General features: G+C 50.9%; 12 protein-coding genes. 10 read left to right on the top strand and 2 right to left on the bottom strand.

Annotation, left to right across the window (positions count from 1 at the left end; all coding sequences use genetic code 11):
• Window positions 1-4: 4 nt before the first annotated feature.
• Window positions 5-2,143, bottom strand: coding sequence for an LruC domain-containing protein (locus tag AC6R0R_RS05600; protein WP_500626003.1), 2,139 nt, complete (start codon window positions 2,141-2,143; stop codon window positions 5-7).
• Between the two features lie 157 nt (window positions 2,144-2,300).
• Here AC6R0R_RS05600 and AC6R0R_RS05605 point away from each other — a divergent pair, with 157 nt between their 5' ends.
• Window positions 2,301-2,573 carry a YfcL family protein gene (locus AC6R0R_RS05605; protein WP_500626004.1) on the top strand — a complete coding sequence of 91 codons (273 nt, stop codon included), beginning with the start codon at window positions 2,301-2,303 and terminating at the stop codon, window positions 2,571-2,573.
• Window positions 2,574-2,636: 63 nt separating this feature from the next.
• Here AC6R0R_RS05605 and mnmC read toward each other — a convergent pair whose 3' ends face one another.
• Window positions 2,637-4,652 carry a bifunctional tRNA (5-methylaminomethyl-2-thiouridine)(34)-methyltransferase MnmC2/FAD-dependent 5-carboxymethylaminomethyl-2-thiouridine(34) oxidoreductase MnmC1 gene (gene mnmC, locus AC6R0R_RS05610; protein WP_500626005.1) on the bottom strand — a complete coding sequence of 672 codons (2,016 nt, stop codon included), beginning with the start codon at window positions 4,650-4,652 and terminating at the stop codon, window positions 2,637-2,639.
• Between the two features lie 130 nt (window positions 4,653-4,782).
• Here mnmC and fabB point away from each other — a divergent pair, with 130 nt between their 5' ends.
• From fabB to AC6R0R_RS05655, 9 genes are all read left to right on the top strand, one after another.
• On the top strand, window positions 4,783-5,994 hold the full coding sequence (gene fabB, locus AC6R0R_RS05615) for a beta-ketoacyl-ACP synthase I (protein WP_487902647.1): 1,212 nt from the start codon (window positions 4,783-4,785) through the stop codon (window positions 5,992-5,994).
• 234 nt (window positions 5,995-6,228) lie between these two features.
• Window positions 6,229-7,362, top strand: a complete 1,134-nt coding sequence (locus AC6R0R_RS05620) for a 4-phosphoerythronate dehydrogenase (protein ID WP_500626006.1) — start codon at window positions 6,229-6,231, stop codon at window positions 7,360-7,362.
• The gene (locus tag AC6R0R_RS05625) at window positions 7,359-8,372 is read left to right on the top strand and encodes an aspartate-semialdehyde dehydrogenase (protein ID WP_334555269.1); all 1,014 of its coding nucleotides are present in this window, start codon (window positions 7,359-7,361) and stop codon (window positions 8,370-8,372) included. Before AC6R0R_RS05620 ends, AC6R0R_RS05625 begins: the two co-directional genes overlap by 4 nt.
• Window positions 8,373-8,575: 203 nt before the next feature.
• Entirely contained in the window at window positions 8,576-13,441 is a 4,866-nt protein-coding gene (locus AC6R0R_RS05630; protein WP_500626007.1) for a FimV/HubP family polar landmark protein, read from the top strand.
• 94 nt (window positions 13,442-13,535) lie between these two features.
• Window positions 13,536-14,330: a tRNA pseudouridine(38-40) synthase TruA gene (gene truA, locus AC6R0R_RS05635; protein WP_500626008.1), complete on the top strand. Its 795-nt coding sequence runs from the start codon at window positions 13,536-13,538 to the stop codon at window positions 14,328-14,330.
• A 174-nt stretch (window positions 14,331-14,504) separates the two neighbouring features.
• Window positions 14,505-15,431 carry an acetyl-CoA carboxylase, carboxyltransferase subunit beta gene (gene accD, locus AC6R0R_RS05640; RefSeq protein ID WP_500626009.1) on the top strand — a complete coding sequence of 309 codons (927 nt, stop codon included), beginning with the start codon at window positions 14,505-14,507 and terminating at the stop codon, window positions 15,429-15,431.
• 43 nt (window positions 15,432-15,474) lie between these two features.
• A complete protein-coding gene (folC, locus tag AC6R0R_RS05645) occupies window positions 15,475-16,740 on the top strand; it encodes a bifunctional tetrahydrofolate synthase/dihydrofolate synthase (RefSeq protein WP_500626010.1) in 1,266 nt (421 codons plus the stop codon).
• The gene (locus AC6R0R_RS05650; RefSeq protein WP_500626011.1) at window positions 16,741-17,274 is read left to right on the top strand and encodes an SPOR domain-containing protein; all 534 of its coding nucleotides are present in this window, start codon (window positions 16,741-16,743) and stop codon (window positions 17,272-17,274) included.
• Window positions 17,275-17,336: 62 nt separating this feature from the next.
• Entirely contained in the window at window positions 17,337-17,828 is a 492-nt protein-coding gene (locus AC6R0R_RS05655) for a CvpA family protein (RefSeq protein ID WP_334552740.1), read from the top strand.
• The last annotated feature ends 23 nt before the right edge of the window (window positions 17,829-17,851 follow it).

The following is a 17,851-nucleotide window of genomic DNA, read 5'->3' on the forward strand; positions in this document are numbered from 1 at the left end:
TCCTTTAGTCGATGTAAATTCGGCTGGGTACTGCGAGTGTGTACCAGTTGGTGGCGGTGGTGCCGTTATCATCTTGGGCGAATTCATCAAAACTTGGGTAGGCGTTGAGAATATCGACCTGCTCCAGTGGGTGGGCCCAGTTGGTGGGGATTTCAATCGCCCAAGGTAGCCCGTTGCTGGTGTGAAAGTAAGTGTCACTGGACGAGGCGTCGACGCCATTTGCTCGGTAGCGGGGATCAAACTTGACCGTCGGTGCTTCATTCTTTAGGTGGATCTCTAAGCTACGGCCAGGGTGAGATCCGGACAATTGATGACCTATATCACCGTGGTAATGTCCGGGCGCGGCAAAGATGAATGGGTCATAGGGAAAATCGGGCATCTGCGCTAAGCTCGGCGCGTTGAGCAGGGTAACGTGCAGGGTCCAAGTCGGGCGGTAGCTCGTGCCACACTGCTCCTGAGTACGAAACATGCTGCAATTGGCCGCTTCTCCCGGCTCAGTGATATCCCACAAGTCCTCTTCGATGATGAAGACAGCGTCAATGGTGTCAGGTTCTAAGACGATGCGATTTTGCTCTTCACCATTGACAGTAAGGCGCACCGAGTCTTGTTTGATGTCGCTTTGGGCGATACCTGGAAGGCGGATAGCGAAGCCAGAGTGGTAATCGCCACCTAACGCCGCGACTTGCCCCTCCATTTTAAGACGAATCACTTGGCCATCCAGTTGGTATTCGGTGTAGCGCACGTTCATCAACACATCATTCATGTCGTAATCGCCCTGCATCGGGTACTGATCTTCATAGGCAAACGTCGTGTACTCACCGCCGGCTGGGTATGACTCGGTGGTCACCCCACTTTCTGTAATATCGACCAGATAATCTTCGACTTCCCCTTCAGGCACGCCGCCACTTGGACCGATGCCAGAGGTATTACTGAGGCGAAAACGCGCCCAGGTTTCGCCGCTCTGCGCCCATGTTGGCGCATCAAAGAAGACAGAGGCTGTACCATCAATGACCGAGCGGTCGGTAATGATCTGTTCGCTGGAGTCAAACTGTCCATCTCTGTCCCAGTCAATCCAGCCATTGAGCACGCTGTCCGCGCTCGCGCCAGTGACCGTGACTTGCACCATACTGGTTTGGCCCACTTGCAGCGGGACGGGAAACGCGACACCATCGTCGTCGTTGAGTCCATCGGCGCTATCATCACTCAACGGAGGAAGATAAGCCTCGCTCTCACCATCCACGCTGAGCCCGAGCGTCAAGCCACTGATACCATGGCGCGCGCCGAGCGCAGCGTAACTGGTTTGATAGCTGTCTGGCGCATCGCCAAAGTCTGTGTTGTCACTGGCGACCACTGGCGCTAACGCGCAGCGTGCGCCATCATTCGAGTTGCTGGAAGGGCCGTAGGCAAAAAAATCCGCACTGGATTGAGTACCGTCTAGGGTGACACGAAACACCAAACCGTTGGCGTTGTTGCTGCCATAGAGATTGCCGTCAACGTCAAAATAGATAGCACCAAAGGTGAGCTTGTAGCCGAGTAGATCTTTGTTCAGCACTTGGTTAAGGCGCGTCGAACTACCGGCTTCAACGTCTATCTCAATCAAATAACCGTTCGCATCAATCGAATAAGCGAGGCCATTGTCAGGATGAAACGCGAGATCATAAATCGCAGGCTTGCCGAAATCAGAGGGAATGGCCACTTGCGTCATGACCAGAGTCTCGAGATCTGCCTTAATTAAGCCGTATGAAGGGTGGTAGCCAAACCATGCATTAGTATGCACCGCCACATCACCGACATAGATGCGCTCGGGTACGCCGGCGGGTTGAGTCATCTCGAGCGGGTATTTGACGAATTCGGCATCGAGTTTAGCCAGAGTCTTGGCATCGTAATCCCACGCGTAAATAAAATCATCATGCTTGCTGTAACCGGCGCCATTAAGCTTGGCACTGCCCATATTGGACTCGAGCGCGCGATAGCTGCCGAGGTCGATGTCGACACCATACGCCACAGGGAAGCCATTTGGGTTTTGAATTAGAAACGCCTGAGTGGGACATTGCGCAAAAGGCACCTCAGCACGCGCGCTGTGATGTGCTGCGGCGAGGGATAAGGCGACGAGAACGTTGACGGACAATCGGGACATCTTCATAGCATTTCCTTGGTTGTTTGCGGTGCATAACCCCCTATTGCAACCGATATGCCAGAGGACAACCCCTTGTGAACACAAGCATTTGCCTTGGGTTTCTCAATGTGAGAAGCTTTGGCTTCTTTTTGAGAATCAAACTGATTTTAGGTAGCTACAGAGAATGATCACGGAATACGAAGAAGCGTTGCTTGCGCTAATTGATGCGCGTATTGAGACAGCATCGGAAGATGAGTTGTTTGCAGGTGGCTACCTGCGTGGGCACATTTCTCTCTCCGCTGCGGCATGTGAAGAAGAGGGAATCCTCGATCTTGACGTGTTCAAGCACCGCATTCAAGCCAGTTTAGATGAGGCGCGTAGCGAGTTGTCACCTGCTGATCGCACCATAGTGAATGATCTATGGGCCGAGTTAGCTGACCAAGCCTTACGTGCCTGACTCTTAAGTGTCTGAGTCTTAAGAGCCTAAGTCAGCCAATCGGGCCTTGTTGACTAAAGCCTATTACAACTCAGTAATAGGCTTCCCCTTTCTTAATTTTCTTACCCACATCCGACTCGGGTGACAGGCATCGAGGATGTCGACAGGCAGTGGCATCGGATCACCACACATCTGTGAAGCAAGTGTTTCCGCCAGCAACGGTGCGCTGCTCAATCCACGCGAACCTAGCCCCAACATGCAATATAGATTCGGATAACTTGGTACCGGCAGCACCTCATCCTCTTGCTGTGTTGCTAATGTTTTGTATTGTTCCATCGTCGCGCTCTGCACGCCCACCGCACCGATAAACGGCAGATGGTCGCGGCTCACGCAGCGAATGCCTTGGCGAGATTGGTTGTCACTGGTATCGACATCCTGAGTCCAATCTTGGTTGGGGAGACAGCGCTTGAGTTTTTCACCATTATCGATTTGCGCAGCAGGATCAAACTCTGTATCAAGGCTCGTGCGATCGTAGCTGGCGCCAATACAATGCTGCTGGTTATTTGGGTTCACCGGCGTCATGTAGCCATCGTAACAAAGTACGTTGCGCAGGCTGCTTAATCGCTCAGTGGTCGGGATATGACTTACTTGTCCTTTCACTCGTCCAAGTGGCAGAGTGGAGGTCTGCGTAAGCTCGGTAAACTGATGCCCATTGGCGACCACCACCGCATCAAAGGTGCGGGACTCCTGTTGGCTGCATACCGTCCAAGTGCCCTCTGAGTGCGCTTTTAGTTCGGTGACCTTATGCTCAAAGCGAACCTCGAAAAGGGGGTGTGCGGATAAATCGTCAATCAATCCTTGGCTTAACTCTGCCGGGCAGAGCCAGCCGCCCAATGGATAATGCACGCTAGGCATAGCCAACGGTAAACCGACGGTTTGCGCTGTCTGCGCCGGGTCCAATGGCGCAACCAGTTGAGCATCAAAGCCCACTTGATTCAGTTTGCTCAGTTTGGTGTGTGATTTTTCATCCCACATCAATTGAGTGACGCCGCACCAGTCGTGATCGAAATGAAAGCGTTCACTGGCTTGCTCGACAAATTGACGGGCAAAGAGAAAAGCAGGGGCGAAAAAGCGTGACACGCAGCTGTGGCTGCCATTGAGCAGTGGGTACACCGCGCCTTGTCGATTGCCAGAGGCGCCCATTGCTGCGGCTTTATCTTGGCAATAGAGCGTGACGCGTTTCCCGCGTCGAATCAGCGCCGTGGCTAAAGTTGCGCTGGCAATGCCACCACCAACAATGGCGATCGACTCTGCGTCTGCGCTATTTGGCCGCGCAAAGAGGGGGGAGAGGTTGCTGTAAGGTGTGCGTTCACTCAACTCACCCGCAATCATCTCTCTTTTGGTGCCAAAGCCTTTGACTTTTTTCATCGCAAAGCCCGCTTCAATCAGCCCTCTACGGACAAAACCGGCGGCAGTAAAGGTGGCGCAGTGACAGCCTTGTTTGGCGAGTCTCGCCATGCCGTCAAACAGCGTTTGATTCCACATTTCTGGGTTTTTACTCGGAGCAAATCCGTCGAGAAACCAGGTGTCAACGAAGCCTTGCTCAGGGACTGGAACCAGAGGGAGGCAATCTTCAATGTCACCAAACCAGAGATCTAACGTCACGGCACCGTTATCGAGCACAATACGGTGACACTCAGGCACTGCAATCGGATAGTGCTTTTGCAGCTTTTGCGCGTAGCTGGCCAGCTCAGGCCACGCGAGGTGCGCTTTGGCCAAGTCTTCTTTGCTTAGGGGGTACTTCTCAAAACTGACAAAATGCAGCTCTTTAAGTGGCGCATCAGGATGGCGCTGTCTAAATTCATCAAACCATTGCCACAACGCAAGGAAGTTAAGCCCTGTGCCAAAACCGGTTTCTGCCACCACAAAACGGCGTTGGTCATATTCCTGCCATCTTTGCGGAAGATGATTTTGGGTCAGGAAAACATAACGGGTTTCTTCAAGACCATTAACGTTGGAGAAGTAGACGTCGTCAAATTGGTCGGAAACTGGTGTGCCAGCTTCATTCCAGCCAAGCTGGGCGTGCGAAATAGTGGTCATAGAGAGTCAGAGTTCTTTCTATTTAGACATTAAAAGTGTGAAGATTGTACGGATTTATGGGAAAGCTGACCACTTTTGCAGGGCAACTTCGTTATTATCTAGCGGAAATTTAATTTATAGGATTGTCATAATGAAACGTGTCGTAATCACCGGTATGGGTATTGTTTCGAGTATCGGTAACAACGCCGAAGAAGTGTTAGCGTCTCTAAAAGCAGGAAAATCTGGTATCACTGCCTCTGAGCAGTTTAAAGAACACGGTCTACGTTCGCAGGTTTGGGGTGATCTAAAAATCAACCCAGCAGAGCATATCGACCGTAAACAGATGCGCTTTATGGGTGATGCGGCTGCGTATGCTTACCTATCAATGGAACAAGCGATTGAAGACGCAGGCCTGACTCCAGAGTTGGTCTCTAACGATCGTACCGGTATTGTGGCAGGTTCAGGTGGCGCATCTGCGCTTAATCAAACGGTGGCGACTGACACCATGCGTGCCAAAGGCGTGAAACGTGTTGGTCCATACATGGTGCCTCGCACGATGTCATCGACAGTTTCTGCGTGTCTTGCGACACCGTTTAAAATCCGCGGCGTGAACTACTCAATGAGCTCGGCGTGTGCGACTTCTGCGCACTGTATTGGTCACGCGATGGAGCTAATTCAACTGGGTAAACAAGACATCGTTTTTGCCGGTGGTGGTGAAGAGCTCGATTGGTCTCAAACCATGATGTTTGATGCGATGGGCGCTCTGTCGACTAAGTACAACGAGACACCAGAAAAAGCGTCTCGTACCTACGATGCGGACCGTGATGGTTTCGTTATCTCTGGGGGTGGCGGTATGTTAGTCATCGAAGAGCTTGAGCACGCGCTTGCGCGCGGCGCGAAAATTTACGGCGAAATTGTTGGCTACGGCGCAACCTCTGATGGCTACGATATGGTGGCGCCATCAGGTGAAGGCGCGGTGCGTTGTATGAAGATGGCGATGCAAGCTGTCGATAGTATTGATTACGTCAACACGCACGGCACCTCTACACCGGTTGGTGATGTGAAAGAGTTGGGTGCGATTCAAGAGCTGTTTGGTCAAAACAGCCCAGCAATTTCAGCAACGAAAGCGATGACAGGTCACGCATTGGGCGCTGCAGGCGTACATGAAGCCATCTACTCAACTTTGATGCTGACTCACAACTTTATTGCCCCAAGTGTGAACATCGAAAATCTCGACGAAGCGGCTCAAGGCCTTGATATTGTGACTCAAGCGCGTGACGCTGAGTTGAACACTGTGATGTCAAACAGCTTCGGCTTTGGTGGAACGAACGCGACGTTGGTGATTAAAAAGTACCAAGCTTAATCGCTCGCGCTGGTTCGCCAGACACCCGTTTCCAGGACTGGTGGTGAAGAGTTTTACTCACCGCCGAACAGACGCAGACTCTGACCCATGGAGAGCGGGTTAGGATCCTTTTGTTCTGGATAATTGCCCGGCCATGCGCCGGGCTTTTTTACGTCAGGCGGGGCGTGCTACTCGACACCGAGCCTGCTTTTCTGCACAATCGCCCCAACGCCCTTTAATCAAAGACAGCACACCATGAAAATTCTAATCGATGAAAACATGCCTTACGCCGAAGGGCTATTTAGCCAACTGGGTGAGGTGGTGTTGAAATCAGGCCGACAAATCACTGCGCAAGACCTTATCGATGTGGATGCGCTGATGATTCGCTCCGTCACCAAAGTGAACGCAGAGCTTATCGCCAACGCCAATAAACTGAAATTTGTCGGCACCGCAACGGCGGGGGTGGACCATGTCGACCAAGCGCTATTGCGTGAACGAGGTATCTTCTTTACCGCCGCTCCCGGATGCAACAAAGTCGGCGTTGCTGAATATGTGGTGAGTGTGATGATGGTGCTAGCGCAGCAACACGGTTTCTCGGTGTTTGATAAAACCGTTGGCATTATTGGTGCTGGTCAGGTGGGCAGCTACTTACAAGCGTGTTTGGAAGGGATCGGCATTCAAGTGCTCATCAATGATCCACCAAAACAAGCGCAAGGCGACATGCGTTCGTTTACTCCTCTGGATACCTTGCTCGAGCAGGCGGATATTATCACCATCCATACGCCAATTACGAAAGAGGGTGAGTATCCTACCCATCACCTTATCGATGAAGCGGTACTCAACCGTTTTCGCGGCGACCAAATCTTGATCAATGCGGCGCGGGGTCCCATCGTGGACAACAGTGCACTTAAGGCGCGGCTTGCGCGTCAAGATGGCTTTATTGCAGCACTGGACGTGTTCGAATTTGAACCTGAGGTTGATATGGAGTTGCTGCCTCTGCTAGCATTCGCGACCCCTCATGTGGCTGGATATGGGCTTGAGGGGAAAGCTCGTGGCACGACGATGATCTTTAATGCCTTTTGTGAGTTTTTAAATCAAGAGTTGAGCGCGAACGCCAGTGAACTGTTGCCGATCGCGCCGGTTCCTCGTCTTGAGCTTAATCGAGCGTGGGATGAGGCGACGCTACACACGATCACACAGCTCGTCTATGATGTGCGTAAAGATGATGCACTGTTTCGCCGAGAAATCGGTCAGCCCGGGGCCTTTGACGCCATGCGTAAAAATTACTGGGATAGACGCGAATACAGTGCCATCACGCTAGGGGGGACGGCTGATTGTCAGTTGTCACCCCTAGCCAAACTAGGTTTTCAGGTTGAGGTAAATCAATGAGCCAGCAATACAATGTTGCCATTTTGGGCGCGACAGGCGCCGTCGGTGAGACGATTTTAGACGTTTTACAAGAACGCAAATTTCCCGTGGGTGATCTCTACCTACTTGCCAGTGAGCGCAGTGAGGGCAAAAGCTACCGTTTTAATGGCAAAACGATCAAAGTAGAGAATGTTGAGAATTTTGACTGGTCTCAAGTTCATATTGCGCTGTTTTCCGCTGGGGGCGATTTGTCGGCGAAATGGGCACCCATCGCTGCAGAGGAAGGCGTTGTCGTGATCGACAATACGTCACACTTCCGCTATGAATATGACATTCCTCTTGTGGTGCCTGAGGTCAATCCAGAAGCGATTGCGGAATTTCGTAACCGCAACATCATCGCTAACCCAAATTGCTCGACTATTCAAATGTTGGTGGCGCTCAAGCCAATTCATGATGCCGTCGGTATCGAGCGCATCAATGTCTCGACTTACCAATCAGTGTCAGGAGCAGGCAAAGCCGGTATTGATGAGCTGGCAGGGCAAACGGCTAAACTACTCAATGGGTTACCCGCTGAAACCAACCAGTTCTCTCAGCAGATCGCGTTCAACTGTATTCCACAGATCGACCAGATGATGGAAAACGGCTACACCAAAGAAGAGATGAAGATGGTGTGGGAAACGCAAAAAATCTTTAATGATCCATCCATAACGGTGAACCCGACCTGCGTTCGCGTGCCGGTGTTTTATGGCCATGCTGAAGCGGTCCACGTAGAAACTCGTGCGCCGATTGACGCAAGCGAAGTCGTGCAGATGTTGGAGCAAACCGAAGGGGTTGAAGTATTCCATGGCGAGGATTTTCCGACCCAAGTTCGCGATGCTGGCGGCAAAGATCACGTCATGGTCGGACGAATCCGCAATGACATTAGCCACCACAGTGGCGTCAATTTGTGGGTGGTGGCCGACAACGTCCGCAAAGGCGCGGCGACCAACGCGGTACAAATCGCCGAAGTGTTGATTCGCGATTACTACTGAGTAGTGAGTGTCCGCTTCGCTTTTAAGAGCCTCGCCCTAGTGCGAGGCTTTTTTAATCAAAGTAAGAAAATTAGTGTGAGATTCATGCGATTATGGCGTAGGACACACATTTTTTGGCTCTCAGCCTATAGTTTTACTGCGTTTATCCGATATATTTAACAGATCAACGTTTTCAAACTATTAAGCACATAGCTGAGCCTTTTATGCTTCATATTTTTAAGCGCCTGCTTTTGCCTTTGGCATTGGTGGCCGTGACTCAGACATCCATCGTTAGTGCAGAAAGCATTCGCCTAAAGGGTCCAAATGGCGAAATTCAGTCTTCTCCACAGTTTGCACAGCCGCTTGCGCGTCGCTCTGGACTAGCGAATGAACCGTCACGCTTCTACGGACCGACTGGCGAACAAGAGACCTTATGGAGCATCGCTTCGCAACTGAGACCCTCTAATCAAGTCTCTGTGCAGCAAACCCTCTACGCTATTTATCAGATCAATCCCCAAGCTTTCGACAACCAAAATATCCATGAACTGATCCCAGGCAGCAATCTTCGTATCCCTTCATTAGCGCAAATCCAGAGTGCTACCACTGAACAAGCGGTCAATGTGATGGCGGCGCATCAAGCGCGCTTAACTCCGACTCAACCCGTCTCCCCAGCGCCTCAGCCTCAACGGGCAACCCCTGTGGTCACGGCGCCAGTCGACGCTCCGGTCGTTGAGTCTACAACGCCAGACGTGATGGCCAAACCGGCGCAAGATGTGCCGAGTGCACCTGAAAGTCGCCCACAAGACAGTGCCTCACAAAACAGCGATTTGAAAGATATTGCCAATCAAGAGCGCCAAGGTGAAGTCTCGACGCTAGAAAATCAGCTCAAAACCTCCGAAACAGAGTTGATGGCGTTGGAGGAGAAAAACCACAAATTGCGCCTGATGCTTGCACAGGTTCAGTCGGAAGTGGACGTACTCAAAGACTCCTTGGGCGATGAATCTCGCATTCGTAACGAAGTTGAAAAACTGCTGGAAGCCGAACGTCTCAAGCTGGCGGAAGAGCAAAAAATGGCGCCAAGCCAATGGGATAAGTTGCTATCGAACACTTGGGCAGTGGCCGCAATGGCGGTGGTTCCTGGTTTGATCATTGGTTTGTTGGTCGTGTTGTTACTCGGGCGCCGTTCTAAATCGGAGCCTCAAGCAGAAACCACACCGGAAGCGACACCAACGGTTGCACCTGTTGTCCCCGATACCCTCAATGAAGATATTGGTGATGATCTGTTGCTTGATGATGACTTGTTTGGCGAGTCAGATGACGGTGAAGCGCTGTTCTCCGATGAGTCGGAAGAGCAAAGTGATGAAGCGGATGTGTTTGCCGACCTTGATGACAGCGATTTAGACTTCAACCTCGAGGGCGAAGAGGGTGAGGACCCATTCGCCGGTATCGGCGATGACGGCGATCTGGATGAAACCCTTGCCGATGAAGTGGACAGTGCCAACGGTATCAGCGTCAAAGGGGACGATAAAGCGCTCAGCTTGGAAGAGATGGAACGTGCGCTTGATGATGTCGTGATGGACGACGATGAAGATGACAGTTTCGACCTCTCGGATGGGGGTGACTTTAGTCAAGATGACATTGACTCGTTGCTCGCCGGTGACAGCGATGACGACTCGCTAGAAAGTAGCGAGCTCGATCAATCCATGTTGGATGATTTGTTTGAGCAGAACAAAGAGAGTGATGAGGGCGATGTCGACTTCGATGAGTTGCTTGATGAAGCGGAAAATGCGTTTGATTTGAGTGATGAGGCCGATGACGAACTGACAAAAACCTCAATTGCATCCGATGATGATATTGATGCGCTGTTCGCAGAAGCGGAGGCGCAAGCTAACTTAGAGGAACTCGAGTCTAACTCGGTCGATGACGCCGCTCTGCTTGACGAAATGCTAGAGTCAGACTTCCAGCTTGATGATGACGAAGAGGATGACTTCGACGACTTGATTGGCGCTGATATTGAAGAGAGCGTTGAGCCTGAGAGCACCGAGTTACTCGACGAGTTGCTGGAGGTCGATGAAGAGGACCCGTTTGAGGATTCACAATCTCTACTCGACAGTGAACTCGATGAGCTGATTGGTGCCGATGAGTTAAATGCCCCTCTTGATACGGGCACGGATCTGCTGGATGAACTGGTAGGGCAAGATGGCGAAGAGGATCTCAACGATGACGCCACTGACTTGTTCGAAGAGCTGCTTGATATTGAGCAGAGTAGTGAAGAGAGCCTAGAAGCCATTGCTGACGACGTGTCGCCTAGCGAGAGCGTGAGTGAAGATGTCGATACCTTGCTTGACCAAGCGCAAGCAGAGGAACAGACTTTACCAGAACCAGAACCAGAACCAGAACCAGAACCAGAACCAGAACCAGAACCAGAACCAGAACCAGAACCAGAACCAGAACCAGAACCAGAACCAGAACCAGAACCAGAACCAGAACCAGAACCAGAGAAAGGTTTTTCTAGCGAAGAGTTCATCGACGATATGATGAGTGTTGCCCCGCAAGGTGACCCATTGCTCGACGAACAACAACAAGACCCTGATTTATCTACGTTAGCGCTTGACGAGCAGGACGAGTCTGATCTCATCCCTGCAGAGCCAGAGCCAGAGCCAGAGCCAGAGCCAGAGCCAGAGCCAGAGCCAGAGCCAGAGCCAGAGCCAGAGCCAGAGCCAGAGCCAGAGCCAGAGCCAGAGCCAGAGCCAGAGCCAGAGCCAGAGCCAGAGCCAGAGCCAGAGCCAGAGCCAGAGCCAGAGCCAGAGCCAGAGCCAGAGCCAGAGCCAGAGCCAGAGCCAGAGCCAGAGCCAGAGCCAGAGCCAGAAGAAGATGAAGACGACTGGTTAAGCGCCGCTATCGACGAAGTGGAAAATCCTGATTATGACTCAGAGACGCCGCTCGATAGTGACGAGTTGTTGCCGCAAAGCGGCAGTGAGGAAACGCCAGCAGAGCCAGCTACGCTGAGTGATGATGACCAAAGTGATGATGCTGACGATGACGATGAAGATTGGCTGACGTCTGCCATTGAAGAGGTTGAGCAGCCACACGTTGAAGAGCGCCCATTAGAAGAGAGTCCGGTTAAGGATGACTTAGCGACTGAGCCAGAACCAACACAACCTGTAGAGGATGAGAGTACACCTGCCGTTGATGCTGGATGGGACCAGGACAGTGATCAACCAGCTTCTAACACACAGGAGAGTGAAGCGGTAGAAGCACCGGAATCGGATGAGAAGGAATCATCAGACGAGCTGGAGCTTGCACCATCATCAGCCCCTGAAGTCGCTGCGAATGAGTTTGGTGTTCCGCAAGATGAAGATTGGCTGGTGGAAGACCCAACACCAGAGATACAAACTGATGCGGATACATTGGACAGTGCAGATCCACTGTCGCAATCTGTCAGTGATATCTCTGACGTCGATGATTTGGAACTTCCAGAACGTACTGAAGAAGATGCCTTCGCGGATGTGGCCAATGAGCCTGCAACATCAGAGCCAGAGAAATCAGTCAGTGACGATGAGACTCTCGATTTTGATGATCTCGAGCTTCCAGAATACAGTGAAGAAGACGCGCTTGCGGATGTGGCCAAAGAACCTGCCACACCAGAGCCAGAGAGATCAATCAGTGACGATGAGACTCTTGATTTTGATGATTTAGAGCTTCCAGAATACAGTGAAGAAGACGCACTTGCGGATATGGCCAACGAGCCTGCCGAACCAGAGCCAGAGAGATCAGTCAGTGACGATGAGACTCTTGATTTTGATGATTTAGAGCTTCCAGAATACAGTGAAGACGATGCGCTTGCGGATATGGCCAACGAGCCTGCCACATCAGAGCCAGAGACATCAGTCAGTGACGATGAGACTCTTGATTTTGATGATTTAGAGCTTCCAGAATACAGTGAAGACGATGCGCTTGCGGATATGGCCAACGAGCCTGCCACACCAGAGCCAGAGAAATCAGTCAGTGACGATGAGCCTTTCGACTTCGATGATCTCGAGCTTCCCGAATACAACGAAGACGATGCTCTGGCGGATTTGGGCGATGAGCCATTCATTGATCTTGAAGAGAAGGCGCTAGCGTCGAGTGCAGACTCTCCTCAAGAGGAGCAAGCGACGGAATCAGTCGATACCGATGAGCTTGAGCTGCCTGAATATAATGAGGATGACGCACTGGCAGATATGGCTTCAGAGCCGATGTCTGATGACCAAGGCGAGCCTGTTGGGCAGGAACTGACCGAGTTTGATGAGCTGGAATTGCCTGAATATGGTGAAGACGAAGCGCTGGCTGACATGCCGACCACAGATGGGGACGCAGAGAGTGCCGATGAGGTCAATTTCAATTTAGACGATTTGGAGACGCCTGAACTGTCGGAAATTCCTTCCGAACGCCCCGCTGATATCGACGTCGCTGAGGCAATGGCCGCACAAGAGTTTGATGAGCAGGCGTTTGATGAGTTGCTTGCAGACAGCGAGGATGCCACACCTAGCTTCTCATTTGACAGCCCGATCGATGCCACAACGTCTGACAGTGCCGGTATGGATATTGACGCTATGCTCGAGATGGGCGGCGAAGATTGGAACGGCTTTACGCTCTCTCCCGAGCAGCAGGCACAGATTTCGGATGACATTCCTGAAGAAGAGCGTGGGGTTTGGGATCAAGATAATGCTTTAGAGCAACCTGAGGTCAGCGATGAAGATTGGAGTATTCAAGACAGCGCCGACGATTTCAGCCCACAGCAAAATCAGTTTAGAACCATTGATGAACTGATGGCAGAAGTGGAGATGGAAGAGCAGCAAGAGTTGGATGACGAGCTCAAGTTGGATGTTGGCCTGAATGATTTCCCTGATGTGATCGGTGACATTGGTGATGAGATTGATGTCGATTCAAACGCAGAGGCGGCAGGAAAACTTGATCTCGCCAAGATTTACGTTGAGATGAATGACGCGCAAGGGGCCATCAAACTGCTCGAAGAGGCGATTGTTGATGGCAGTGACGAGATTCGTCGAGAAGCCAAACGTCTGATTGACAAAATCAACCGCGGATAGGCGAGTTAGAGTGAGGTAAGAGGGCAGCGGCCCTCTTATTTTTTATCCTTATTAAAGGTATACTGCCCGGCCCATTTTTAAAGAGATTCTGCAGATGAGAATAGCGTTAGGTATCGAATATAACGGTACTCAATACTATGGCTGGCAACGCCAAAAAGAGGTGAAAAGTGTTCAGGAAGCGCTCGAGAAAGCGTTGAGTGTTGTCGCCAATCACCCCGTTGAAGTGCAATGTGCTGGCAGGACAGATGCAGGCGTACATGGCACAGGCCAAGTGGTTCACTTTGATACCACGGCAGAAAGAAAAATGGTGGCGTGGACTATGGGCGTGAACGCCAATTTGCCATCGGATGTCTGTGTTCGCTGGGCGAAAGAGGTACCGGAGTCGTTTCATGCTCGTTTCTCTGCGACCGCGCGACGCTACCGCTATATTATCTTCAATAGCCCTCTCAGACCCGGGCTCCTCTCGTCAGGCGTGAGCCACTACCACGGTGAACTGGATGAAGCATTGATGCACCAAGCTGGGCAGTATTTGCTCGGCGAAAACGACTTTACCTCATTTCGAGCGGTGCAATGCCAATCTCGTAGCCCTTGGCGCAATGTGATGCACCTGCATGTGTCTCGTCACGGGCAATATGTCGTGATTGATATTAAGGCCAATGCCTTTGTGCATCATATGGTACGTAACATTACCGGCAGCCTTATCTGCGTGGGACGTGGGGAACAAAAGCCCGAGTGGATAGAGTGGTTGCTTGGCGTGAAAGACAGAAAATTGGCGGGCGCCACAGCGAAAGCAGAAGGATTATACTTGGTGGATGTGGATTATCCGGATGAGTATCAGTTGCCACGTGTACCGATCGGACCTCTGTTTTTGCCAGACAATCTGAACTAATTCGTGATAAATTGTCTAATCAATCAGGACGTTAGGGCGTGAGACAGAGAGCCAGAAAATAGGTACAACCAGTTTTTTGTCTACACTTGGCATTTAATATGCTTTAATCCTCACGCGTAAATTCAGAATTTGAATCCCTGTATTGAACGGGGATCGAGAGAGAAAAGGTCTTCCATGAGTTGGCTTGAAAAGATTTTAGAAAAGAGCAATATCGGCACATCGAGAAAAGCGTCAATCCCTGAAGGGGTATGGACCAAATGTACATCGTGTGAACAAGTGCTTTATCACGCTGAACTAGAGCGAAATCTAGAAGTTTGTCCTAAATGTGATCACCACATGCGCATGTCGTCGCGTCGTCGTCTTGAAACATTTTTGGATGAAGGCAATCGTACTGAGTTAGCCACTGAGCTTGAGCCACAAGATAAGCTCAAGTTCCGCGATTCGAAGAAATACAAAGACCGTATTTCTGCTGCGCAAAAGAGCAGTGGTGAAAAAGACGCGCTCATCGTTATGCAAGGCGAGCTGTTGGGTCTACCTGTGGTTGCGTGTGCGTTTGAGTTCTCCTTTATGGGTGGCTCGATGGGTTCAGTCGTTGGCGCTCGTTTCGTACGTGCGGTTGAAGCGGCGATGGAAAACAACTGTGGTTTAGTTTGTTTCTCGGCCAGTGGTGGTGCGCGAATGCAAGAGGCGCTAATGTCTCTGATGCAGATGGCAAAAACCAGTGCAGCGTTAGAGCGACTATCGCAAAAAGGCTTGCCGTTCATCTCAGTGATGACGGACCCAACTATGGGCGGTGTATCGGCGAGCTTAGCGATGCTAGGCGATATCAATATCGGTGAACCCAAAGCACTGATTGGTTTTGCTGGTCGCCGTGTGATTGAACAAACCGTTCGTGAAGATCTTCCAGAAGGCTTCCAGCGCAGTGAGTTCCTATTGGAACACGGGGCTATCGATATGATTGTTGATCGCCGTGAAATGCGTCAACGCATCGGCAGTTTGTTGGCCAAAATGACCAATCAACCGTCGCCATTGGTGGTTTCTGTGAATGATGCGCCAAATGAACCTGCATATGAAGTACCAGAAGCGGACGAAAAAGGGTAAAGTAACACACTAACAAACCACCACAATTTATGGTTTCAGTTAGATGAGTCAAACCCAAATTCCACAAGCCACATCCCCTCTTACGATGTGGCTTGATTATTTAGCCAACATCCACACCTCAGCGATCGATCTCGGGCTAGACCGAGTCCAAGCCGTCGCACAACAAGCCAACTTAACCAAACCCGCTCCGACAGTCATTACCGTTGCTGGCACCAACGGCAAAGGTTCTACTTGCGCTTTGATGGAAGCGATTTTGCTCGACGCAGGGTATAAAGTCGGTGTCTACTCTTCTCCTCATTTAATTCGATACAACGAGCGCGTGCGCGTCAATGGCGTCGATTTAGCTGATGAGAAGCATTGCCAAGCCTTCGATTTCATTGAACAGCAGCGCGGGGATATCAGCCTAAGCTTTTTTGAGTTTGGCACGCTTGCGGCGTTACGCCTGTTTCAAACCGAGCAAGTGGATGTTGTCTTGCTTGAGGTCGGTTTGGGCGGGCGTTTAGACGCCACCAATGTCGTCGATCATGACGTATCCGTGATTACCAGTTTAGCCATCGACCACGTCGATTGGTTGGGCGATGACATTAACGTGATTGGTTTTGAGAAAGCCGGCATCTTTCGCGCAGGCAAACCAGCGATTTGCGGTCAACCGAAAGCGCCATCAACCGTGGCAGCACACGCCGATGATATTCAGGCTGAGCTCTTTCAAGTAGGGATTCAATACCACTATGAGCAACAATCAGAGACACAATGGCGCTGGCAACTTGGCACTTTTGAATTAAACGAGCTACCCATTCCCGGACTGCCACTGCAGAACGCGGCGACGGCCTTAACGGCGCTGGCAAACGCCAATCTGGATATCACAGATATCAATATCGTCAACGGCCTTAAAAACGCCACCTTGCCAGGGCGCATGCAAACTCTGCACACTTCGCCAGTGATACTTTTGGATGTCGCGCACAATCCACATTCAGCGCAATACCTAGTTGAACGTGTAGCAAAGCAATACCCAAAACGTGTGATTCATACTGTGGTGGGCATGCTGCATGATAAAGACATCAAGGCGACGCTGGCTATCTTGAGCGAACTCTCTTCGCACTGGTATCCAGCTTCACTGCATGGCCCTCGCGCCGCAGACGCTAATGAACTGGCAAGCCATTTACCAGCTGCGACTCAAACCTTTGATTCTCCGGTGCTGGCTTTTGAAGCCGCGATGACAAAGGCGGGCCAAGACGATGTGATACTGGTTGTTGGCTCATTTCATACCGTTGGGGAAGTGTTGGCGCATTGGCAAACACAAGGAGATTAAATGGCGAGCAAATTTCAAAACCGCTTAGTCGGTACCATCATCTTAGTGGCGATTGGCGTCATCGTATTGCCCGATGTGCTCGATGGCAAGAAAAGCCACTATCAGGAAGAGATCGCCAGTATTCCGCTAAAACCGGAGCTTGAAAGCGATCTGGAATCGTTTGAGATTCTCGATCCGGTGGATGACTCGAAAGCGCTGCCCGATACGCCTGTTGCGGTCGTCACTCAAGAGGAGAGTGCAGAAGAGGCGCCACTCGAGGTGATCGTTAAAGCCATCCCTGAACGCAATGAGTACCAAGACAGTGCATGGATCATCCAACTGATGGCGTTAAAAAACGCAGAGAATGCGCAGAACGTCGTGGATGATTTGCAAAAGCGCGGATACCAAGCACACACCAAATTAGAGAATGGTTTTACCCGAGTAATTATTGGTCCTGATGTGTCGAAGAGTAAACTCGAACGCCAAGTGATTGAACTGGAAAAGATCACTGGCTCAAAAGGCCGATTGCTTAAATTTAAACCACTAAATCCATAAGAAAACGTTTGCGTCAGCGTTTTTTCTGTTAAAATGCGCGCCAACTTAAGATGTAGAACAACATGAACTGGTTAGATATTGTCATTTTAAGTGTGATCGGCCTCTCAGCGCTGATCAGTTTAATTCGTGGCTTCGCGAAAGAAGCACTGTCTCTTGTTATCTGGTTTGGCGCCTTTTTTATTGCCAGTCAGTACTACGCGAAATTGGCGATGTATTTCACCAATATCGAAGATGACATGATCCGAAACGGGTCCGCGATCGCTGCTCTGTTTATTGCAACTCTGATTGTCGGTGCTATCGTCAATTATGTGATTGCTCAATTAGTGCAGAAGACAGGTTTGTCTGGAACGGATAGAGTCCTTGGTATCGTGTTTGGCGGTTTACGAGGTGTTCTTATAGTGTCAGCGGCACTATTCTTCATGGATGCGTTTACGTCGTTTCCAGACTCACAGTGGTGGAAAGGGTCGCAGTTGGTACCGGAATTCAGCCGCATCATCGCACCTTTTTTTGAACACCTACAAGCAACATCTAGTTTCTTATCTGGGGCGCTATAGCGCTCCAGCCATTGTCGAAAATC

Source organism: Vibrio sp. R12-SW3-ISO1 (genome assembly GCF_059834005.1).